At 65.0% G+C, this 21,313-nt stretch carries 15 protein-coding genes and 2 riboswitches; of the genes, 8 read left to right on the top strand and 7 right to left on the bottom strand.

The features are described from left to right. Genes selD through mobA form a run of 3 tightly spaced genes read left to right on the top strand, consistent with a single transcriptional unit; the run spans position 1 to position 2,759 of the window. Entirely contained in the window at positions 1 to 1,056 is a 1,056-nt protein-coding gene (gene selD / locus AC097L_RS00295; protein WP_479584111.1) for a selenide, water dikinase SelD, read from the top strand. 4 nt (positions 1,057 to 1,060) lie between these two features. Then, positions 1,061 to 2,170 (top strand): GTP 3',8-cyclase MoaA, encoded by a 1,110-nt coding sequence (moaA, locus tag AC097L_RS00290; RefSeq protein WP_479584110.1) that lies wholly within the window; start codon positions 1,061 to 1,063, stop codon positions 2,168 to 2,170. After that, positions 2,163 to 2,759 (top strand): molybdenum cofactor guanylyltransferase MobA, encoded by a 597-nt coding sequence (mobA, locus tag AC097L_RS00285; RefSeq protein ID WP_479584109.1) that lies wholly within the window; start codon positions 2,163 to 2,165, stop codon positions 2,757 to 2,759. The genes moaA and mobA overlap by 8 nt, the downstream gene beginning before the upstream one ends. A 65-nt stretch (positions 2,760 to 2,824) precedes the next feature. On the opposite strand, the gene AC097L_RS00280 is transcribed toward mobA, so the two are convergent. Then, the gene (locus tag AC097L_RS00280) at positions 2,825 to 5,104 is read right to left on the bottom strand and encodes a putative bifunctional diguanylate cyclase/phosphodiesterase (protein ID WP_479584108.1); all 2,280 of its coding nucleotides are present in this window, start codon (positions 5,102 to 5,104) and stop codon (positions 2,825 to 2,827) included. Then, a complete protein-coding gene (locus AC097L_RS00275; protein ID WP_479584107.1) occupies positions 5,101 to 7,551 on the bottom strand; it encodes a hypothetical protein in 2,451 nt (816 codons plus the stop codon). The genes AC097L_RS00280 and AC097L_RS00275 overlap by 4 nt, the downstream gene beginning before the upstream one ends. Positions 7,552 to 7,788: 237 nt before the next feature. Here AC097L_RS00275 and AC097L_RS00270 point away from each other — a divergent pair, with 237 nt between their 5' ends. After that, entirely contained in the window at positions 7,789 to 8,463 is a 675-nt protein-coding gene (locus AC097L_RS00270; RefSeq protein WP_479584106.1) for a DUF1345 domain-containing protein, read from the top strand. After that, positions 8,460 to 9,956, top strand: coding sequence for an ArnT family glycosyltransferase (locus tag AC097L_RS00265; protein WP_479584105.1), 1,497 nt, complete (start codon positions 8,460 to 8,462; stop codon positions 9,954 to 9,956). Before AC097L_RS00270 ends, AC097L_RS00265 begins: the two co-directional genes overlap by 4 nt. 16 nt (positions 9,957 to 9,972) lie before the next feature. Here AC097L_RS00265 and AC097L_RS00260 read toward each other — a convergent pair whose 3' ends face one another. Beyond that, a complete protein-coding gene (locus AC097L_RS00260; protein ID WP_479584104.1) occupies positions 9,973 to 13,695 on the bottom strand; it encodes a hypothetical protein in 3,723 nt (1,240 codons plus the stop codon). A gap of 175 nt (positions 13,696 to 13,870) precedes the next feature. Between AC097L_RS00260 and AC097L_RS00255 the strand changes: the two genes are divergently transcribed. Together AC097L_RS00255 and AC097L_RS00250 are read left to right on the top strand one after the other, a co-directional pair. After that, the gene (locus tag AC097L_RS00255) at positions 13,871 to 14,761 is read left to right on the top strand and encodes a DMT family transporter (protein WP_479584103.1); all 891 of its coding nucleotides are present in this window, start codon (positions 13,871 to 13,873) and stop codon (positions 14,759 to 14,761) included. A gap of 70 nt (positions 14,762 to 14,831) precedes the next feature. Further along, positions 14,832 to 15,854, top strand: coding sequence for a GGDEF domain-containing protein (locus tag AC097L_RS00250; protein ID WP_479584102.1), 1,023 nt, complete (start codon positions 14,832 to 14,834; stop codon positions 15,852 to 15,854). A 51-nt stretch (positions 15,855 to 15,905) separates the two neighbouring features. Here AC097L_RS00250 and AC097L_RS00245 read toward each other — a convergent pair whose 3' ends face one another. The 3 genes from AC097L_RS00245 to AC097L_RS00235 form a co-directional block, all read right to left on the bottom strand. Continuing rightward, positions 15,906 to 17,162 carry a TIGR03862 family flavoprotein gene (locus AC097L_RS00245; protein ID WP_479584101.1) on the bottom strand — a complete coding sequence of 419 codons (1,257 nt, stop codon included), beginning with the start codon at positions 17,160 to 17,162 and terminating at the stop codon, positions 15,906 to 15,908. Positions 17,163 to 17,300: 138 nt separating this feature from the next. Continuing rightward, positions 17,301 to 17,888, bottom strand: coding sequence for a hypothetical protein (locus tag AC097L_RS00240; protein ID WP_479584100.1), 588 nt, complete (start codon positions 17,886 to 17,888; stop codon positions 17,301 to 17,303). 145 nt (positions 17,889 to 18,033) lie between these two features. Beyond that, complete coding sequence (locus tag AC097L_RS00235; protein WP_479584099.1) at positions 18,034 to 18,579, bottom strand: ABC transporter ATP-binding protein; 546 nt, start codon at positions 18,577 to 18,579, stop codon at positions 18,034 to 18,036. A gap of 212 nt (positions 18,580 to 18,791) precedes the next feature. Continuing rightward, positions 18,792 to 18,893, top strand: a riboswitch (TPP riboswitch). Positions 18,894 to 18,968: 75 nt separating this feature from the next. Between AC097L_RS00235 and AC097L_RS00230 the strand changes: the two genes are divergently transcribed. Then, positions 18,969 to 20,258, top strand: coding sequence for a purine-cytosine permease family protein (locus tag AC097L_RS00230; protein WP_479584098.1), 1,290 nt, complete (start codon positions 18,969 to 18,971; stop codon positions 20,256 to 20,258). A 52-nt stretch (positions 20,259 to 20,310) separates the two neighbouring features. Here AC097L_RS00230 and thiD read toward each other — a convergent pair whose 3' ends face one another. After that, positions 20,311 to 21,150: a bifunctional hydroxymethylpyrimidine kinase/phosphomethylpyrimidine kinase gene (gene thiD / locus AC097L_RS00225; protein ID WP_479584097.1), complete on the bottom strand. Its 840-nt coding sequence runs from the start codon at positions 21,148 to 21,150 to the stop codon at positions 20,311 to 20,313. A 41-nt stretch (positions 21,151 to 21,191) separates the two neighbouring features. Then, a riboswitch (TPP riboswitch) is annotated at positions 21,192 to 21,290 on the top strand. Positions 21,291 to 21,313: the final 23 nt, after the last annotated feature.

Genomic DNA, 21,313 nt, shown 5'->3' with positions numbered 1-21,313 from the left:
ATGACCCAGACTTCAGAACCCATTGCATTGACCCAGTTTTCGCACGGTGGCGGCTGCGGGTGCAAGATTGCCCCCGGCTTGTTGGCCGAGATTTTGGCACGCGCACCCCAAGGCCTGGTGCCGCCCGAGCTACTGGTGGGCACCGAGACCAGCGACGATGCCGCCGTGTACCGCCTAAACGCCACCCAAGCGCTGGTGGCCACCACCGACTTTTTCACCCCCATCGTGGACGATGCCTACGACTTTGGCCGCATCGCCGCCACCAATGCACTCAGCGACATCTACGCCATGGGCGGCACGCCCATCCTGGCGCTGGCCCTGGTAGGCATGCCGATTGCCAAGCTGCCGCCCGAAGTGATTGGCCAGGTGCTGGCCGGAGGGGCCGCCGTGTGCCGCGAGGCGGGCATCCCCATAGCCGGTGGCCATTCCATCGACGTGCTGGAGCCCATTTATGGCCTGGTCGGCCTGGGCCTGGTGCACCCCGACAAGGTGCGCCGCAACGCCGATGCGCGGCCGGGCGACGTGCTGGTGCTGGGCAAACCGCTCGGCGTGGGCATATTGTCGGCCGCGCTGAAAAAAGGCCTGCTGGACGCAGACGGCTACGCCGAGATGCTGTACCACACCACCCAGCTCAACAAGGTCGGCATTGCGCTGGCACAGATCGATGGCCTGCACGCCATGACCGACGTGACCGGCTTTGGACTGGCGGGTCACCTGCTGGAGATGTGCCGGGGCTCCGGCCTGTCGGCCCAGGTGGATGCCAACGCCCTGCCGCTGATCGCCCGCGCCGTGGCCTTTGCCCAGCAAGGCATGGCCACCGGTGCCTCGGCCCGTAACTGGGACGGCTACGGCGGCCAGGTGCAGTGGAGCGGTGCCGACTGGCTCAAGGCCCTTATCACCGACCCGCAAACCAGCGGCGGCCTGCTGGTCAGTTGCAGCGTGGACGCCGCGCCTGCTGTGTTGGCCGCCTTTGCCGATGCCGGGTTTGCGCAGGCCGCACAAATCGGTACTATGCACACCCCCGCACCCGGCCAGCCCGTGGCACTGTCGTTCTAAAACCATGGCCCACCGCGTCATCCCCCTGCTGGACCAGCGCAATCAAGCCACGCAGGCGCTGCGATTGGCCACGTTGGTGGATGGCCCACTGCTAGACCAGCTCCACCGCCCGCTGCACGACCTGCGCATCAGCGTCACCGACCGCTGCAATTTCCGCTGCAGCTATTGCATGCCCAAAGCGGTATTCGACAAAGACTACCCCTACCTGCCGCACAGCGCGCTGCTTAGCTTTGAGGAAATCACCCGCGTGGCGCGCGTCGCCGTAGCCCAGGGCGTACGCAAGATCCGCCTCACCGGCGGCGAGCCGCTGCTGCGCAAAAACATCGAAGTCCTGATCGCCCAACTCGCCGCCCTGCGCACTCCGGACGGCCAACTGCTGGACCTAACCTTGACCACCAACGGCGCGCTGCTGGCCCGCAAGGCCCAGGCCTTGAAAGACGCAGGCCTGCAGCGCCTGACCGTCAGCCTGGACGGGCTGGATGACCGCATTTTCCGCAAGATGAACGATGTGGACTTCCCGGTACGCGATGTGCTGGAAGGGCTGGAAGCCGCGCACAAGGCCGGGCTCGCCGACATCAAGGTCAACATGGTGGTGCAGCGCGGCACCAACGACCATGAAATCCTGCCCATGGCCCGGCACTTCAAAGGCACGGGCAGCACCCTGCGCTTCATCGAATACATGGACGTGGGGGCCACCAACGGCTGGCGCATGGACCAGGTGGTGCCTTCTACTGAGGTGCTGCAAACCCTGCAAACCCAGTGGGCGCTGCGCCCGCTGGCCCCCTATGCACTCGGCGAAACCGCCCAGCGCTGGGCCTATGCCGACGGCAGCGGCGAGGTGGGCGTAATCAGCAGCGTGACCCAAGCCTTTTGCGGCGACTGCAGCCGCGCCCGCCTGTCCACCGACGGCAAGCTCTACCTGTGCCTGTTTGCCAGCCAGGGCCACAACCTGCGCAACCTGCTGCGCGGTGAAGCGACCGACGACCACCTGGCCGCTGCCATCCAAGGTATCTGGCAAGGCCGCAGCGACCAGTATTCCGCCCTGCGTGCCGCCCTGCCCTTTGATACCGGCACGGCTGCCAAGCGGGTGGAGATGAGCTACATCGGTGGTTGAACGCGCAGCCATCACCGGCCTGGTTTTGGCCGGGGGCCGGGGTACGCGCATGGGCGGGGTGGACAAGGGTTTGCAAGACTTCCACGGTCAGCAGCTGGCGCTGCATGCGCTGGAACGGCTGCGCCCCCAAGTAGGCATGCTCATGCTCAGCGCCAACCGCCACCTGGCCGATTACGCGGCCTTCGGCGTGCCCGTCTGGCCGGATGCCGATGCCGAGTTCGCCGGGCCGCTGGCAGGTATGCTGGCCGGGCTAACCCACTGCAGCACGCCGTACCTTGCCACCGTGCCATGCGACGCGCCGCTGTTTCCTTTGGACCTGGTGGCGCGCCTCGCCGCCGTAGACGCCGACATCGTGGTAGCCACCGCGCCAGACCACGCCGGCCAGCAGCGCACCCAACCCGTCTTCTGCCTGCTACGCACCGATCTGCAGGGCAGCCTGGCCCGCTTTTTGGCAATTGAAGGCCGCAAGGTCGGCGACTGGATGGCGCAGCATCACTGCGTGCGCGTCGCGTTCGCCGAGCCCCAGGCGTTTGCCAATGCGAACACGCTGGAAGAACTCAGCCGTTTGGACAGGCCTGCTGAAAATTAAGTATCAAATCAGCCTCCAGTGCATATCACACCTTCGCTAATAGCTACAAAAACGATAGTAAATCTCTAACCATTCGCCGTATACGCTTCTAGCCAGACCAACACAGCGGGCAGCGGCATGGGCCGGGCAAGCCAGTAGCCTTGCATGAAATGGCAGCCCAAGGCCCGCAGGCGGTCGTACTCCAGTTCGGTTTCTATGCCCTCGGCGATCACATGCATCTGCAGCTCAGCCCCCAGCGCCAGAATCACCTTGGCAATGCGGGCATCGCCCTGGCCGAGCTGGATGACAAACGAGCGGTCCAGCTTGAGGGCGGAAAACGGCAGCGTCTGCAGCCGGTGTAGCGACGAATAGCCGGTGCCAAAGTCGTCCAGGTGCAGGTGAAACCCGGCGTGGGCCAGGGCGGCCATGTGTTCGCTGGCCAGGGCTACGTCCTTGGCCACGGCCGATTCGGTCAGTTCGAAATGCACGCAAGACCGGGGCACGCTGTGGTTGTCCACCAAGGCGCACATTTCGTCCACCAGGGTGGCGCTCATCAGCTGCTTGGCCGACAGGTTGATGTTGACGATCTGCTGCGGGTTCAACGCCAGCAAAACCGGCATGGCAGCCACCACCTTGCGGGCAATGGCCATGCCCAGAGCGATGATCAGACCCGACTCTTCGGCCACCGGGATGAACTTGGTGGGTGGGCAAAAGCCGCCACCCTCCAGTGGCCAACGGGCCAGGGCTTCGAGCATCGGGGTCGCACCGGTACGGGTATCAACGATGGGCTGAAACCACACTTCCAACTGGTCCTGCCGCAGGCATTCGCGCAGCTGTTGCTCCAGCAGCATGCGCTCCTGCACATTGCCCAGCATGCTCTCCACGTAAAAGCTACAGCGGCCTTTGCCCAGCTGTTTGGCATCGTACATAGCCAGGTCGGCATTGCGCATCAGGTTGTCTTTGTCGGCCTGGGCGCTGGCGTAGCTGACCCCGATGGAACAGCTCACGGTGAGGTTGGAGCCCTGGTAGACGCGGGTTTGGGCAACGGTTTCCTGCACCCGTTCGGCAAAATGCCTTACACCCAGTACGTCCGCATGCGCCACGTAGAGCAGTACAAATTCGTCGCCACCCAGGCGCACCACCACGTCGCTGGCGCGCACCAGTTGCTGCAGCGAGCGGGCCACCTCCACCAGCAAAAAGTCGCCTGCGGCGTGCCCCAGGGAGTCATTGATGAGCTTGAAGTCGTCCAGGTCGATCAGCAGCACCGCCAGCGTCAGCTCGGGTTGGCGGCTTTGCTGGGCCAGCAGGTGGTCGAGCTGCTCGTACAGCAGGCGGCGGTTGCCCAGGTAGGTCAGCGCGTCGGTGCGCACGTCGTGCTCCAGCCCCTTGCGGGCCGCGTCCAGCGCCGAGACCATGGTGTTGAGCGACAAGGCCAGATCGTCGAGTTCGTCGTTGCCACGCACCGGCCAGGTCTGCAGCACAACGACATCGGTACGGCGCTGGCTGCGCGCGAGCTGCGCGAAGTGGCCCAGCCGCTTGAGCACCAGCCGGTCCAGCAGCACCACCACGGCCAGCACACCCAACACCACCAGCACCAGCGCATTGGCCAGCAACAGATGTTTACCGGTGGTTTTTTGGGCTTCCAGGGTCTGCGGCGCATCGACTACCAGGCCCAGCGCGCTGGCACCGCCAGAATCGGCCAAGATACCGGGGGTACCCATGGGCACACCGCGGTCCGCCGCTTGCAGACTGAAGCGACCGCCCGTCAGCTGCATGCGCTGCGACAAACGGGCGGAATTCCATTCGCGCCCCATCACCATCCAACCCACCGTGGGTGCACCCACTTCGCGCAGCCGTACCGGGCTGAATACCAGCAACACCGGCCCGCCACCCAGCCACAGCTTGAGGTGGCCACCCTGCTCCCGCAGCACCGGCGGCACGGCCAGCACTTTGCCCATGGCTTCGACCACCACCGGATCGGTATCCCGCAGTGATTCGACCAAGCCCCGGCGCACATCCACGCTGGAATGCAAGCGGCCGTCCAGCGTCAAAAAGGCCACGTAATCCACGTCCAGGTTGTGCAGCGCATCGGTAGTGAAGACTTGCCACAGAAACTGGGGGTTGAGGCGCTGCAGGTGGTGCGCACTGTCGTCCCACACGCCGTAGTCCAACACGGTACGCACCAGCGCATCGACCTCCTGGCGCAAACCCAGAGTGACCCGCAAAAACTGGTCAGATCCCGCCCGCTCCTCGTAGGCCGCCAAGCTGCGGTCCATCAAAGCCGAACTGGCCAAATAACTGGCCGCGCCCACCACGCACAACAACAGGCTGAGTACCCCCAGGATGCGCAGGCGCAAGCTGGTCATAAAGGCATGGAACGGCTAGGCTGTGGCGGCCTGGCCACGCTGGACTGCCGCACCGTCAGGCCCAGCAGCAGCAGCACATAAAACACAAAGGCCAGGCGCGGCACATCGACCAGGCTGTCAAACAGGCCCACCAGCGCAAAGCCAACCAGGCCACCGCCAATCCCCGGGGCCAGGGGGTGGTCTTTGGCCGTACCCAGGGATACCCGCCACAGGGCGGCCAGCAGCATCGCCAGGAACAACAATAAACCCACAGCGCCCTGGTCAAACAGCACGTTCATAAACACGTTTTTGATGTGCCAGGGCAGGTGATTCCGGTCGCTGGAGAAGAACCAGCGACGCATGTCCTCGGAGAAGTCACCGTTGTCCAGCAGCTCGCGGCCATCCGGGCCAGTCAGTTGGATGTTGTCTACTTCGACCAGACCCAGAGGGGTTTCTGTGGCAATCGAAAAAGCTACCAGCCGGGGCGCGTACCAGTCACCGCCCCCCAGCGGGCTGCCCACCAGCGGGATGCGCAAATCCTGCCACGCACCGGGCATCGGCTGGACGCTGGTGCTCGCCACAAAACACGTGCCGTTGTACAGCAAATGCTTTTCGCAGACCTCCAGGTGCAGGCCAATCGCCTGGGCCGTACGCACCCGCAAAGCCACGTTGAGCGGGCCGTCTGGCGGGCGGATACGCTGCGACACGCGCAGAATTTCGCCCCAGCCCATGTACTGCTGCTTGCCGCCACCCAGCACCAGATACGGGTTGCCGTCCTGGCTCTTCAGGCGGTAGTCGCCAGGATGCTCGCCAGCGGCACCGGTCAGGTAGAAGCTGGCGGGGTAACGCCCCAAACCTTTGCCCAGTAGCGGATCCAGGGGAGCCGTGAGCATGTTCCAGCCCTGCTCCCAGTGGGCCACACGGGTATCCATGTCGCTGCTGGTGGTGGAAAAGCGTTCGCTCATGTACGTGCCACCGCCAAAAATACCCACGATGCCCCCGACCATGGCCATGCCAGCCCAGGTGGTGGCCTGCCAGCGGGTCCCGGCGGGCCACAGGGCTTTGGGCGACGCGCCTGATACCAGCGACAGCAGCAGAAAACCGGCCAGCACCGGCAGCATGGCCTCACCCCCGCGCGCATTGCTCCAGTGTTCGGCCACCAGACCTGCGCCGACAAGCACCGCCACATAGCCGGCCAATGCCAGTTGCGCCGCCAGGCCCACCCGGACCTGCTTGCCTGGCCACGCCACCACGGCAGTACGGCTGACAAACAGCAAAGCCAGGGTCAACAGCAGGCAGAAGCCATAACCCAGGTAGGAACCCTTGGAACCCAGCATGGCCCCCGCCCACACAGCCAGACTGAGCAGCACGCCGGCAAACAACCCTAGCACCCAATCCACCGCCTTGAACCGGCGCAGCACGCTGGCCAGCGGCATCGCCACCGCCACCGCCCCCAGCAAGGCCAGCAACCCCCGGTAACCACTGGAAGGAAAAGTCCACAGGATCGCCCCGCCAAATAAAACGACCAGCGCGGCCCCCGATCCCAAGCGGATACCGGGTGCGCCCGCCACCGCTGCGGGACCGGCCCAGCGCAATTGGCGGTGCCTGCTGAGCAGGCACAGTGTCGCCGTGACGGCCATCCCGACCGGCACGGCCAGATACACCCCACGCGAAAATGTCGTCAAAGACGCGTAGCCCGCCAACGCCAGGCAGGCCACCACAGCAGCCCAACGCCAGGTAGACCGGGCCACGAACAGCTCGCGCAGCACAAACGGCATCAACAAGGCCAAAAACCCGTCCAGAGCCGCGCCACCCACATGCATTTCCCAAAACAGCCCTGTGGTTCGGTAGTCGGTAGAAAAATTGAACAGGCCGACAAAGGCCATGCGCTCCCACACCGTGGCCAAAGATGCGCCCGCCAGCCCCAGCATCAGGCCCATGGCCAGCCAAGTGGAGGCCTGCGCACCGCGGCGCAACACCGCAGCCCGCCACAAAGGCAGCACCAGCAGGGCCAAAAAGAAGCTTTTGGCCAGACGCAGGCTGTTCATGGGCTCGTGGTAGCCCTGGTACCAACCGAAGCTGAATCCGCCCGCATCCTCAAACCCCCGCAGCATGGCGACCAGCGTAGAGGCCGCAAACAGCAGCAGCATTAGCCACGCACCCGCCGAACTGCGGGGCTGGCGTGCCACCGGCGTGGTGCTGGCCGAGGGCCAGGCCAGCCGGGCATAGCCACCCACCGCCGCTGCCAGCACCAGCAGGTCCAATTCTTCAAAAGTAATCCAGCCGGTCCACGGTGCAAAGCCAATCAACGGCAGCAGCAGCGGCACGGCCACCAACCAGCTATCAGGCCAGACAAAAAAGACCACGCAGCAGGCCACAAATACCAAACTGACGGCCCAGGGCGTTACCGGATAGTGCAGTACCAGAAACACCCCCAGCGCGGCAAACACCAATGCCAACAACGCCATCGACCCACGGAGCCGGGCTGCACGGGGCTTTGAACGCGACCTGGAACCCGATCGGCTAGATGGCGAAGCGCTTTCGGCGGATCTCACTCTGTTGTTGCTGTCCATCCTGGTGTGCCGCCTTGTTAGCTGAGTTAAGAGATGGTAGCGCAGCAGCTTGTACTGCCAGCACGCCCCCTGCACCGCAAAGCCCCCGTAAAGCCCCTCGACACCAAAATGGTCCTCGCTAGAATCGCGCCGATGAATTCCCTGCCCCGTTTTTTTCTGTTCCGCCACATCCACACCCGGCCCCGGCTGTTTGCCTCGGGGCTGGTGGGCCTGCTCGCCGCGCTGTTGCTGGCGGGTGTGCCCGGGCTGCAAACCGTGACCCGGCTGGTGATCAGCTGGAACGTGTTTTCTTGCCTCTACCTGGTGCTGGCAGCACGCATGATGGTGCTGGCCGACCATGACAAGATGCGCATGCGCGCCCAACAGCAAGACGAAGGGCGGCGCACCGTGCTGGCCCTGGTGGTGCTGGCCGCACTGGCCACACTAGGCGCCATCATTGCCGAGCTGGCGGTGGTGAAAGACATGCATGGTGCCATGCGCTACGCCCACGTGGGGCTGGCCGTGCTGACCATCGCCACCTCCTGGGCCTTTACCCATGTGATGTTTGCGCTGCACTATGCCCACGACTTCTACTTCAACCAAGCAAAAAAACAGCCCGAGGGCCTAGAGTTTCCCGGTACCCCACAGCCCGACTACGGTGACTTCGTCTATTTCGCTTTCATCATTGGCACCTCGGGCCAGACAGCCGATATCAGCCTGACCACCTCGGCCATGCGCCGCATCGGAGTGGTGCACTGTGTGCTGGCCTTCTTCTTCAACACCACCCTGGTGGCGCTGACCATCAATATTGCTTCGGGGCTGTTTTGACACTCTCCCATTTTCTTGCATCGCCGCGCCGGGTGCTAACACTGCTGGCCGTCTGGCTGCTGGCCACCCTGGGTGCGCGCCCGCTGCTGCTGCCTGACGAAGGCCGCTACGGTAACGTTGCCCGTGAAATGCTGCAGGGCAATGGCTTTGGCTATGGCCTGGTGCCCACGCTCAACGGCCTGCCCTTCTTCCACAAGCCACCACTGATGTACTGGCTGGACATGGCCGCTATGCAGGCGCTGGGCGTAAACGCTTTTGCCGCCCGTTTTGGCGCGTTCGTGGGGGCCTGGTTGATGGGCGCGGCGCTGTTTCTGGCACTGCGCCGCTGGGTCGGGCTGCGGCCCGCCACCATCACGCTGGGGGTGCTGGCCACCTGCCCGTTCTTCTTTGTGGGCAGCCAGTACGCCAACCTGGACATGCTGGTGGCCGGGGTGCTGACAGTCACGGTGCTGTGCTTTGTGCGCGCCGTCGAGTCGCCCCGCACAGTAGACTTGCGCTGGCTGCTGGCCGCCTGGCTGGCCTGCGCGCTGGCGGTGCTGGCCAAGGGGCTGATCGGCATCGTGCTGCCGATGCTGGTCCTGGGACCCTGGCTGCTGGGGCAAGGGCGCTGGCGGCAAATTCTGCGCATGCTGCACCCGCTGGGCCTGGTCGTGTTTGTGGCGGTGGCCGGGCCGTGGTTTGTGCTGATGCAGCGCGAATTTGCCGAGTTCAACGACTACTTTTTCATCGAACAGCACTTTCGCCGCTTTGCCCAGGCAGGTTTCAACAACGTGCACCCGTTCTGGTTTTACGTTGCCGTGCTGCCCGCGCTCACCCTGCCCTGGCCACTGTGGCTGCGCCGCCCGGTGGCGGCCCAACCTGAGGCAGATGCCACGGCCCTGCCCGGCCTGACCAGTCTGTGGATCTGGTGGTGCATTGCCGTGGTGGGCTTCTTCAGCCTGCCCAGCAGCAAGCTGGTGGGCTACATCCTGCCCGCCCTGGCACCGTGGTGCGCGTTGCTGGGTTTGGTAGTGGCGCGGGGCCGGGCCTGGCGCTGGGTGCTACCCGCCAGTGCGCTGGCCTGTCTAGCCATCGTGGCAGGCCTGGCCTGGAAAGCCCCCGGCTCGCACCGCGATGTAGCCGAGCGGCTGGCCGCGCTGCAGCAGCCCGGCGACCGCGTGGTCTTCATCGACAGCGCGTTCTACGACGTGCCGTTTTACGCCCAGCTGAAAACGCCCGCCACCGTGCTCAGCACCTGGGACGACCCGAGCATCCCCCAGCACGACAACTGGCGCAAGGAATTCACCGATGCCGCCCGCTTCGACCCCACCGCCGCCGCAAAAATACTGTGGACGCCAGACCGCGCCAAAGACCTGCGCTGCGGCACTGGCAGCACCTGGCTGGTAGCAGACAAGGGCTACCAGCCCCCCGCCGATATGGGCGCGGTCAGCCCGGTGTTTATGGGTGCCAACGCCCAACTGCTGCGGATCGCACCCGGGCCAGACTGCCGCTGACTTTCCCTGCGCACCATTACTCTGCCCACTGCGCCATGGCCAGGGGGACGTGGGTGTTGTCCATAGCCCGCTCGGCGCTTTTGCTGGCGATGGACGGTAGCCACAACTCGATCACGCCGGGTGTGGCTTTCAGCGCGTCAGGCAGGTTGCGGATCCACACCTGGTCGGGCGCGCCGGGCAGCACCCAGGGGGCACCCAGATACTGCGACAAAGCCTTGGCGCAGGCCTGGCTGCCTGTGGCCGTGGCCAGAGCATTGGGGTTGCTGCGGTCGTGCAGCACAAAGGTGGGTTTGGGCCAGGGCTCGGGGCGGCGTTGCTGGCGCAGGTCGGCGCTGCGCACCACGTTCTCCACCGGGGCGACCTGCACGGCGGCGCTGACCTGCAGGTTCAAGGTGTCGCGCAGCACATTGGCTGCCGCAAACGATGCCGGGTCGTAGACCTGGATGTACAGCGTGGTTTTGCCAGTGCAGGCCTGGGCGACCGCCTGGGCCTTGGTGTCCGGTACGTTGGGGTCCACCGGCACCACGACCGGCGGCAGCTGTACCACCGGTGGTGGTGGATAGGCCGACCCCACGCTGGGCGGTGCTACCGACAGCTGGAACAAAGCCATCACGCCCAAGGCATCCCATTTTTTGCCTAGGGTGTCGCGCAGGTTTTGGCTGGCCCGTGCCTGGTCGGCGGGGCTGGCACCGTTGACCCAATAGCCCATGGCACTGCTCAGGATGGGAGGCTTTTTGACCAGGCTGCACAGGTCTTGCACCCTTTGCTGGATGGCGTTGCTGCACACAAAATAATTCTCCAGCTTGGCGCACTGCCCGGTGATCTGCTCCACCAGCCGCTCCACACCCGAGGCATCGACGCGGCGCATGGCCGGGCTGTCGCGGCGACCCAGCAGGTCTTCGGTTTGGGTCAGCATGTGCTGGGGCAGCTTGGGGCAGGCCTCTTCCAGGGTATCCAGTTTTTCGGACACTTTGGCATACAGCTGGCTGGTGTCGGCTTGCAAATCGCTGCTTTTTCGCTGCAACTGGTCTTGCACCTGCCACAGCGACACGATCAGCGTGCCGGAGGCCCCCAGGCCCAGCGTGGTGCCGATGGCGGTGGCCCGCACGCCGCGCCGCCACAGAGGCTCGGACGGTTTGGAGTCGCCGGTTTTGACCCCACCCAGCCGGGCCGCTACCTGCATGCCGTGGTGGGCCGGGCTGCGCCAGCCGGGCAGCAGGGCCAGCCATTCGTCGGTCAGGGCGCGGCCAAAGTCTTCGCCCAGGCGGTGGTAGCTTTCCCACTGGGCCTCGTCAAAGGACTGGTCGGCGGTGGATTCGTGCGGAAAGCCGGGGTGCTTTTGTTTGTAGGCCAGCAGGTCCACGTCCAGCGCGTCGTGCATATTGGGCTTGACCACCAGCAGCGTGCCTTCCGGGCGGACCAGCGCGCCCGCCACACCGGGCCGCGGGCGGTAGCGGATACGCGCCAGCAGCACGCCCCGGCAGGAATGGTTGTCTTGCATGTCTTCGGGCGACAGCACGGTGACCTCGCGGCGCTCTTGGGTGAAAAGCCGGGTCAGTACCCGTGCGGCCTCGGCATGGCTGTAGAAGTCGATCTCGGCGCAGAAATCGATACGGGCTTTGCGCACCAGGTTTTCCAGGTCGCCAAACTCGTAGTCGGGGTCGCAGCTGGCATCGGACAGGATGATGAAGTCCAGCTCGCGCTTGAGCAAGGCGTACACCCCGGTGTTCTCGAAATGCCCGCCGTCCGACAAATACCACCAGGGCCGCTCCACCCCGTAGAAGGTGGCCAGCGCCTCGTTGACCAGCATCATCGGCTTGGGACACCAGCGCCAGCCAAACCAGCTGCCCCACTTCAGGTCCGGGCTTTTGGTGGGGGCGCGCATCCAGTGGCCCAGGCGCACGCCCAGCAGGTACAGCAGCAGCGCCAGGCCGCGCGAGGTGTAAGCCCCCGCCCCCGGCGATGCCGCGGCCCCCGACACCGCTACCCAGCGGCCTAAAGTGCCCACGTCCTGCCCCTTCTTTTGGGCGATGAAGTTCTCCGGCCCCACCTCAAAGCCGCGCCAGCTGGCGGTAACGGCCGCGCCCTTGCGGTCGGCGTTGTACAGGCCGCTGCGGTAGTCGCGGGTCTGGTTCAGGCAGGTGTTGACCAGGTGGATGGGGCCGCCCTTGTGCTCGGGTGCGTAGCTGTGCATGTGCATGTCGTCGCCGTCGACCACCTCGGTCACATTGGAGCGGGGTTGTGTAGGGTCGTTCATATGGCGGTTTTTGTTGCCCGCCGCCAGGTAGGCGCGCACCAGCCGGGCCCGGTAAAAGCTGTGCAATGACGAAGAGTTGGCCATTTGCGCATTTGCCGCCGTCAGCACCATCCAGGTGGCCCAAGCCGCCAGCAGCAGCCCGGCCCGCGGTACCGCGGGCACGTCCACAAACACCCCAAACGGGTTCAGCGCGAACACAAACCATTGCACCAGCACCAGCCAGCCCAGCCCCAGCCCCACACAGGCCAGCAGGCTGGCCAGATTCACCAGCCGGGGCACCCAGTTCTGCTTTTGCTTGCTGGTTTCGGCGGCCATTTGCTGCAGCGGCTGCACCAGGTTGCGCAGCACCAGCAACACAAAGCCGCCCACCCCCAGGCCGCCCCACAGCCACGACGGGTTGCCGCCGCGCTTGGCGTCCAGCGCCTCCAGCCAGGCCTCCAGCAGCCACCAGCTCAGCATATCCAGCACGCCCAGCGCCAGCAAACCCAGGGCCAGCAGCAAAGCCCCGCGCAGGGCGCTGGTGAGCCCATGGCGGATCTGGGCCACCAGCAGGGAATGCGATGCGTTGCGCGATTGCCAAAGCCACAGCACCACCCCCGCCTGGCCCAGGGTCAGCGAACCCATGCCCAGCGCGCAGGCGTTCAGCCAGCCCGGCCCCTGCGCCACCGATACCCCCAGCCCCGCCCTGCCCACGCTGCCCCACAGCAGCGCCGTGCACAGCCCGGCCACCAGCACAAACACCGCGTCGCGCACCCCCAGGTGGTGCGTCACCAGCATCTTGTCGCCGCCCGCATCGCGCGCCGCCCAGTAGCCCCCGATCAGGCCCGGCACCGTGGCCAGCGCCACCGCCAGCGACAGCACCCACCACGGCGTATGCCACGCCGCCCAGCCGTCTAGCCACTGCAGGCGGTGCTGCACCAGGTGCGGGGCCAGCACCAGCAAGCCCAGCGCAAAGCAGGTGAACATCAGCTCGGTGTGGATAGCCAGCCAGGCCCGCAAATAGGTGGCCACGGCCGTGCCGGTATCGCGCGAACCGGCGGGGTTCAGGTAGCGGCCATTGCGGCGCAGCCAGGCCAGCACGGGCGAGGCCCCGTCGGCCATCAGCTTTTGCGCCGCCTGGATGCCGTAGGTATCCACCAGCCGCCCCCACATGGCTCCGATGTAGCCGCCGCCCGACACCGTAGATAAATAGTCCAGCCGCCCCAGCAGGCCGTCGCGGGCCAGGCCGCGCGACATACTGGCGCTGCCGCAGCGGTTTTGCGCCAGGCCACGCATCAGCCCCAGGGCAAACGTGGCGCTGCGTATGCCGCCGCCCGACAAGGCCAGGCCCACACGGGGCAGGTCCAGGTCGCTGGCATCGCCAGGGCCAGTGGCCGTAGTGGCCGGTGGCTGGGCCAGCACGTGCTGCCTGCGCGCCAGCACTGCCGCCCGCTCGGACGCGCAAAGCGCTTGCAGGCTGTCGGGATGCGGGTCTGTGGGCATGGGTTTCTCCGGCGGGCGGCTGGTAGGCCATTTTGAACCTGCGCCCCCCAGACGGCATCCCTACGATGCAGTACGAGCCTGTATAGTCAAGCGCTACACAAAAAATAGCTGCTAGCGCAGGTGCAATCTGCGCTGGAAGCCTAAAAACCTTATAAATCCACGTATCCTCCATCCCATGCTGAAACTTTTATCCACCCGCTGGCACGGCCTGGCGGGCAATACCCGGGGCGTGCTGCTGGTGGTGCTGGCCATGCTGTGCTGGTCGGTACTAGACGCCTGCAACAAGCGCCTGATGGCCGAGGGCATTGCGCCCCGGCAGGTGCTGTTTTTGCAGTCCACCGTGGTCTTGCTGATGCTGGCCCCGCTGATCGCCTGGACGCGGGGCCGCGTGGTCCGCACCCGCAACCCGCGCATGCACCTGTTGCGCGCGGGCTTTATCGTCACCTCGGCCGGGTGCGCGGCCTGGGCCGTGTCGCACCTGCCCCTGGCCGAGGCCAGTGCCTACCTGATGACCGGCGCGCTGTTCATGCTGCCGCTGGGCGTGTGGCTGCTGGGCGAGCGCCCGCACTGGCTGCGCTGGTTGGGCGTGGCGGTGGGCTTTGGCGGCGTGCTGGCCATATTGCAGCCGGGTACCGGGGCCTTCCAACCCGCCGCGCTGGTGGCCTTGTTGGGCGCGTTGATGGAAGCCATGCTGGGCGTGGTGCTGAAAAAATACTCGGGCCGCGAGCACCCCATTGCCATCCTCACCTGGAGCCAGACCGCCTGCTGGGTCAGCTTTGGCGTACTCAGCGGCTTCGCCCTGCCCAGCGTGCCGCCTGCGCTGTGGGTGCTGCTGCCCATCGTGGGCCTGGCCGCGTCGGGCATTTACCTGTCATACTTTTTTGCCTACCGTGCGGGCGACGCTTCGGCGGTAGAGGCGGGCAGCTTTTCGCTGCTGCTGTTCAGCCCCACGCTGGGCTATGTGTTTTTTGCCGAAACCCCGGCGGCGGCCTTCTGGGCCGGCGCGGGTTTGCTGGTGTGCGGGATTGCGCTGGTGATTGTGGAGCCCAGCGGACGGGCGGGGTAGCGACCGGCCAAGCCCTCTTTTTGCCCCAAAGCCTCAGGCAGAATACGTGTCACAAATGGAGGACCCTTTCATGGATGCTTTACTCCTTCGGCTCTCACAGTCCGTCGCCTCGGCCCGCACGCTAGAGGATTTGACACGCCCTTTGCTGGAGATGCTGGAGGCGGTGACAGGGCTGGAATCCACCTACCTGACCACTATCGACCTGCAAAACAGCTTGCAGCACGTCCTGTTTGCCCATAACTCCCAGCAGTTGGCCATACCAGAGGGCATCACCGTGCCGTGGGCCGACACCTTGTGCAAGCGTGCCTTGGACGAAAACCGCTTCTACACCAGTGATGTGCCGGCCCGCTGGGGCGACTCGGATGCCGCACGTGCGCTGGGTATCCAAACCTACATCAGCATTCCCGTGAAAATGGACGACGACGCCCTGTATGGCACCCTGTGTGCAGCCAGTGCATCGGCACGGCCGCTGCCGCCCAACGCCGCCCATACCCTGCATTTGTTTGCCAGGCTGATTGCCCAGCATATTGAGCGCGAACGGCTGCTGGAGCAATTGCATAAAACCAATATCGAGCTGGCCTCCATGGCTCTCACGGATACGCTCACCGGCCTGCCCAACCGGCGCTCCATCATGGCCGAACTAAAACGCACCCTGGCCCGGGCACAGCGGGATGCCACCGGGGTGTTGGTCAGCTTTATTGATTTCGACGGCTTCAAACAAATCAATGACACCTATGGACACCAGGTGGGCGACCAATTTTTGGCCGCCATGGCCGAGAACATGTCGAACGGCCTGCGCGCGGGCGATGTGCTGGCTCGCCTGGGTGGGGACGAGTTCGTCGCCGTGGGCCGTGGACCTCGACTGGACGACGCCACCAGCGACGCAGTCCACCTGTTCCAGCAGCGCCTGACCGAGCAGTGCGCCACCCGCCTGCAACTAGGCGAGCTGGAAATCCACTCGGGCGGTGCCAGCGTGGGAGTGGTGTTGATCAACCCCCACACCACCACGGCTGAACACGCCATCACCCAGGCCGATGCCGCCATGTACGAAGTCAAACGCTTGCGCCGCCTGGAACGCAAGCCGCAGGTCTGACACAGCCGAAAGCTATCGTTTAAATAGCTGCCACCGCAGGCAGTATCTAGGCTAGAGCCCTAAAAACCTTAAAACACCCTGCCCGGCCCGCTGGCCGCTGGCCATGCTGGCGGTAAGCAGATAGCCGCCGGTGGGAGCCTCCCAGTCCAGCATTTCGCCCGCAGCGAACACGCCCGGCAGCGGCTCCAGCATCAGGTCGGGGGTCAGGGCTTCAAAAGCGATGCCACCGGCGGTGCTGATGGCCTCGTCGATGGGCCGGGTGGCCACCAGGCGGATCGGCAGGGCTTTGATGGCGGCAGCCAGCGCGGCCGGGTTCTGCAACGCGGCCTTGTCCAGCAGTTCGTGCAGGATGCCTGCCTTGATGCCTTCCAGCCCGAGGCGGCTTTTCAGGTGGCTGGACAGCGAACGGGTGCCGCGCGGGTGGGCCACGTCGGCCAGCACGCGTTCGGGGGTTTTGTCGGGCAGCAAATCCAGCAGCACGGTGGCGTGGCCGTGCAAGGCGATCTCGTCGCGCACCAGGCTCGACACCGCGTAGACCAGGCTGCCTTCGATGCCGCTGGCGGTGGCCACAAATTCGCCCTGGCGGCGGAACGTGTCGCCCTGGCTGTTGGTGAACGACAGGGCCACGGTTTTGAAGGGTTGTCCGGCGAAACGGCTGCTGAAATGTTCGGTCCAGCCCGCCACATCGAAGCCACAGTTGGCAGGCACCAGGGGTACGACCGGCACCTTGGCCGCCTGCAGCAAAGGCACCCAGGCACCGTCTGAGCCCAGGCGCGCCCAGCTGCCGCCGCCCAACGCCAGCACCACCGCGTCGGCGGTCAAATGCACCAGGCCCTTCGGTGTGTCGAAAGTCCAGGTGGTGCCCTCTGTATGGCCCTCCAGCCCCACCCAGCGGTGCCGCATGTGGAACTGCACCCCGGCCACGCGCAGGCGGTGCAGCCAGGCGCGCAAGAGCGGGGCCGACTTCATGTCGGTCGGGAACACCCGGCCCGAGCTGCCCACAAAGGTGTCCACACCAAGAGCTGAAGCCCAGTCGCGCAGTTGCGCCGCGCCCAGATCCTGCAGCCAGGGGCCAACCTGGTCCTGGCGGGCACCAAAACGGGTGGCAAAGAGCTCGGACGGCTCGGAATGGGTCAGGTTGAGCCCGCCCTTGCCCGCCAGCAGAAATTTGCGGCCCACCGAGGGCATGGCATCGCATAGCAGCACCGACACCCCCGCCTTGGCCAGCACTTCTGCCGCCATCAAGCCCGCAGGGCCCCCGCCAATGACCAGCGCGGTGGTGCCCTTGGGCTTTTGTTCTTTTTGCATTGCTTCTTTCGGTAGTACGGGGTCTTTGTTGGAGGGGGGAGGATACAAGGCTTGCTTGCCCCCAAAGAACCGGCCGCCAAGCAAGCCTTGGCCTGGTGGCGGCAGAAGTGACAGATGGATGCCCGCAGGGCCAAGGGCTTAAAACCGGGTCCGGTAGTACACCATGGGCCGACCACGGCTCAGGCGCAGCACCACTTTGTCGCCATTGCTGTTCAGCGGCAGGCCCAAAGCGCCGCCCAACTCAAACTGAATGCCGCGCGCGCTGGCGGCGCTGAACTGCATTTCCAAGCGGGTGTTGTAGTTGCCGGGGTTGGTGGTTTGGCTGGCAATGCCCACCGGGTCAGGCCAGGGGCTCAGGTGCTGACACACGCCGATACGGACCCGGCCCTGGCCCTGGTCTGCAGAGCGCCAGTGCAGGCCCAGATCCAGCCCCGGCGCCGTGTTGCGCGTATTTCCGGCCATGCGTTGGCCGGGCACTGTCCAGCACAATCCCAGGCCCATCCCCGCATTGGGCGCTGGGCCAGACCAGCCGGTCAACGTCACACGGGAATCAAGGTGTCCATCGGCCTGCTGCAGCGACGGCGCGGCCAGCGTTGCCAGCTCCAGCTGCGGGGCCGACTCACCGCCCTCCTGCGCCTGCACCCCACCACCACAGCACAACGTCGACAGCGCGATGAGGCAACACGGATACAACAGCACATCAGGGCAAAAAGCGACTACAGGCATGGCGGCTCACCTTGGTGTCATTGCCTCCATTGTGCTGCACTGCCGCATTTTTACCAGCCCTTTAACCGCCCATAAGCCGTAAAAAAAACCCGCGAAAAGCGGGCTTATCGGGAGCCTGGGTCAGGCTCGGAATGCGTTCACCGGCTTAAAACTCTTTCACCAGCGAATAGGTCAGCCCGGCCGTGCCTAGCATGTCGATCTGCGCGTTCCAGCCGCCGCTGAAGCGCCAACCCGCTGCGGGCACGATGGCGGGCGAAAAGCCTTTGTAGTTCAGCGGCACCTTGTGGTTGTACGGCGGCTTGTAGCCGTACAGCACGCCCGCCGACCATTTCAGGTAGACCTGGGGCAGGCTGTCGAAGACGTTGTAGTAGCTCTTGCCCAGATAGGCGTAGCCGCTGTCCTGGCCAAACGAGTTGGTGAAAAGTGCCAGGCCGTAGAAGCTGTTGTCTAGTGTGGATTCGCGTTCCAGACCCACCAGGTGCACCGGGCGGTGCTCGACGTTGTAGCTGAAATGGGTGGTGTGCGGGCTGAGCTCCAGCCGCCAGCGGTACGGCACCGCAGGCGCCTTGGCGGCTGGCGTGTCGGGGGCGGTCGCGGTCTGGGCCATGGCGCTGCAGGCCACACCCAGCAGCGCACAAGCGGCAAAAGCGGCACAAGCAACGAAGTGGCGGGGAATCAAAAAAGCATCCATGGGGGTCTTGAAAAAAAGTGGCTGGGAAGGTGCAAGGCCTACATCCATCGCTGAAGCGCACGAACCACGTACCTGGCTGGGCAGCATTGTAACGCTACTGTTTTAATAGCTGTATGCGCAGACAGCGCCTGCACCCCAGCCCCGTTTTGTGTAGATTTGTAAGCCACTGCGTTAGAATTCGGTCGCTCTGCCTGCGCGTCCAAGCCCGCGCAGAGTTCCGCTAGGGGTGTTGGGTCTGTCATGGCCCCGACTGAGAAAGTCCCTTTGAACCTGACTGAGGTAATCCTCGCGCAGGGAAGCATGTTCTTCAACGGCACTGCTGCCTTCTGGGCAGAGCACCCGCCCGTTCGGTTCAAGCCCCCTGCCACTATTTTGCATGGAGCAAATGAATGGCAAATTCACCGTTTTTTCACAATGATGCCCTGACACCGATCCCGGACGCAGACCGCGTTTTCGGCTGGTCATCGCACGCCGCCCTGTGGTTCAGCCTGGGCGTAGGCCTGCTGGTGATGCAGATCGGGGCCTATCTGGTGCCCGCCGTGGGTACGCAACAGGCACTGCTGGCCATCGTGCTGGGTTCGGTGCTGGGCGCGGGCCTGCTGGCCTGGGTGGCGCGCATCGCCTGCGACAGCGGTCTGTCCAGCGCCGGGCTGATGCACGCCACCTTTGGCAGCGGTTTCGCCCGCCTGCCGGTACTGCTAAACATCGTGCAACTGGTGGGCTGGACCACCTTTGAGCTGGTCATCATGCGCGACGGCACGTCCGCCATCGCCAAGCACAGCCTGGGCTGGGACCTGGGCGGCACCCAGGGCGTGCTGCTGACCACATTGCTGTGGGGCGCGGTGCTGACCGCCCTGATGGCCGGCTCCATGCTGACCCTGGTGCGCAAATTCATTGGCCGCTACGGCCTGCCGCTGGTGGTGCTGTCGCTGCTGTGGCTGAGCTGGCAGTTCGCCCAGAAGCTGCTGGCCACCGATGCGCCCGCCTTCTGGCACCGCCCCGGCGACGGCAGCATAGGCCTGTTGTCGGCCATGGACCTGGTGATCGCCATGCCGGTGTCGTGGCTGCCCCTGGTGGCCGACTACGCCCGCCACGGCCGCAACGGCAAATCGGCGATGGGCGGCACCTGGCTGGGCTACGCGCTGGCCAATATCTGGTGCTACGCGCTGGGCGTAGTGGTGGTGACGGTGGCCGCACCGGGCACCGACCTGGTCACCGCGCTGCTGATCGCCCAGGGCGGTCTGCTGGCGCTGGGACTGATCTTGTTCGATGAAATCGACAACGCCTATGGCGACGTGTACTCGGGTGCGGTCTCGGCACACAGCCTGCACCCCAAGCTGAGCATTCGCCGCTGGGGCCTGCTGCTGGCCGTGGTCTGCACGGCTCTGACGCTGGTGCTGCCGATCCACAGCCTGGAGCCATTTTTGCTGCTGTTGAGCTCGGTATTTGTGCCACTGTTTGGGGTGATTCTGGGCCGCATGGGCAGCCATGCCACCGCATCGGTGCAGCGTCTGGTAGAGCCCATGGCCGCCGGGCTGTGGCTAGCGGGTATTGCGATCTACCACCTGCTGGCCAGTTACGCACCACAGTTTGGTGCGACCCTGCCCACGCTGGCCGTGGTGTTCGTAGCGGCCTGGTTAAGCCGCCCGCTGCGGATTACCTACGCGCTACAAAAATAATAGCTACTAGCGTAGGTAGAATATGCGTTAGAAGCCTATTTCTTATAAATTTCTAGTTACGGACTACCATGGGCAAGGGCGCAAACCCATGGTTCAGCGGCCCTTGGCCGTGCCCGGTGCGCACATCGGCACCACTGGTGATGGCACCCAGGATGTAGGCACGCGCCAGCCCCACCGCCTCGGGCAAAGCGTGGTCTTGTGCCAGGTAGACGGCAATCGCCGACGACAGCGTACAGCCGGTGCCGTGGCCGTTGTGGGTGGCGATGCGCACCGACTCCCAGCGCTGGCGCGCACCATTCGCCAGGCCCAGCACATCGACCACCGCGTTGCCCGGCAGATGCCCGCCTTTGACCAGCACCGCCTGCGCGCCCTGCGCCAACAAGTCGGCCACGGCGGGCTCCAAGGCAGCTGGGTCGTCCACACTGCGGCCCAGCAGCAAGCTGGCCTCGTCCAGGTTGGGCGTGACCACGGTGGCGCGGGGGAAGAGCTGGTCCACCAGCACCTGCACCGTCTCCTGGGCCATCAGCCGGTCGCCGCTGGTGGCGACCATCACCGGGTCCAGCACCACTTTTGTGAGCTGGTAGTGGTCAATGGCCCAGGCCACCACCTCCACCATCTCCGGCGAATGCAGCATGCCAATCTTCACCGCGTCCACGCCGATGTCGTCCAGCACGACCTGCAACTGGGCTTTTAAAAACGCGGGGGGCACAGGATGGATAGCCGTCACGCCCCGGGTGTTTTGCGCGGTCAGCGCGGCCAAGGCCGTCATGCCGTAACAGCCCAGGGCGCTGAAGGTTTTGAGATCGGCCTGGATGCCCGCGCCACCGCCACTGTCGGACCCGGCGATGGAGAGCAGGCGCAGGTAGCGTGGGGAGCTTGGTGGGTTGGTCATGGATAAATTATCGGCGAGCAGATGTGATGTAATTCACACTATGGATGAAACAGGGGTGTCTGGCTAGCAAGGCTGGACTGAGAAAAACCCTCATACCCGATCCAGGTAATACTGGCGTGGGGAGTTTCCAACCAACGACCTAGCCTCGTTTCGTCCTGTTTTT

It is taken from the genome of Rhodoferax sp. RT5P35 (assembly GCF_056521385.1).
The sequence above is the reverse complement of the archived record's forward strand: the minus strand, read 5'-3'. Positions and strand labels throughout refer to the sequence as shown.

Bases quoted from the DNA above. Each gene is read 5' to 3' on its own strand.
- AC097L_RS00280 (WP_479584108.1), bottom strand. From the start codon at position 5,104: ATGACCAGCTTGCGCCTGCGCATCCTGGGGGTACTCAGCCTGTTGTTG.
- AC097L_RS00270 (WP_479584106.1), top strand. From the start codon at position 7,789: ATGAATTCCCTGCCCCGTTTTTTTCTGTTCCGCCACATCCACACCCGG.
- AC097L_RS00275 (WP_479584107.1), bottom strand. From the start codon at position 7,551: ATGGCGTTGTTGGCATTGGTGTTTGCCGCGCTGGGGGTGTTTCTGGTA.
- AC097L_RS00240 (WP_479584100.1), bottom strand. From the start codon at position 17,888: ATGCCTGTAGTCGCTTTTTGCCCTGATGTGCTGTTGTATCCGTGTTGC.
- selD (WP_479584111.1), top strand. From the start codon at position 1: ATGACCCAGACTTCAGAACCCATTGCATTGACCCAGTTTTCGCACGGT.
- AC097L_RS00230 (WP_479584098.1), top strand. From the start codon at position 18,969: ATGGCAAATTCACCGTTTTTTCACAATGATGCCCTGACACCGATCCCG.
- moaA (WP_479584110.1), top strand. From the start codon at position 1,061: ATGGCCCACCGCGTCATCCCCCTGCTGGACCAGCGCAATCAAGCCACG.
- AC097L_RS00260 (WP_479584104.1), bottom strand. From the start codon at position 13,695: ATGCCCACAGACCCGCATCCCGACAGCCTGCAAGCGCTTTGCGCGTCC.
- AC097L_RS00245 (WP_479584101.1), bottom strand. From the start codon at position 17,162: ATGCAAAAAGAACAAAAGCCCAAGGGCACCACCGCGCTGGTCATTGGC.
- AC097L_RS00250 (WP_479584102.1), top strand. From the start codon at position 14,832: ATGGATGCTTTACTCCTTCGGCTCTCACAGTCCGTCGCCTCGGCCCGC.
- thiD (WP_479584097.1), bottom strand. From the start codon at position 21,150: ATGACCAACCCACCAAGCTCCCCACGCTACCTGCGCCTGCTCTCCATC.
- AC097L_RS00255 (WP_479584103.1), top strand. From the start codon at position 13,871: ATGCTGAAACTTTTATCCACCCGCTGGCACGGCCTGGCGGGCAATACC.
- AC097L_RS00235 (WP_479584099.1), bottom strand. From the start codon at position 18,579: ATGGATGCTTTTTTGATTCCCCGCCACTTCGTTGCTTGTGCCGCTTTT.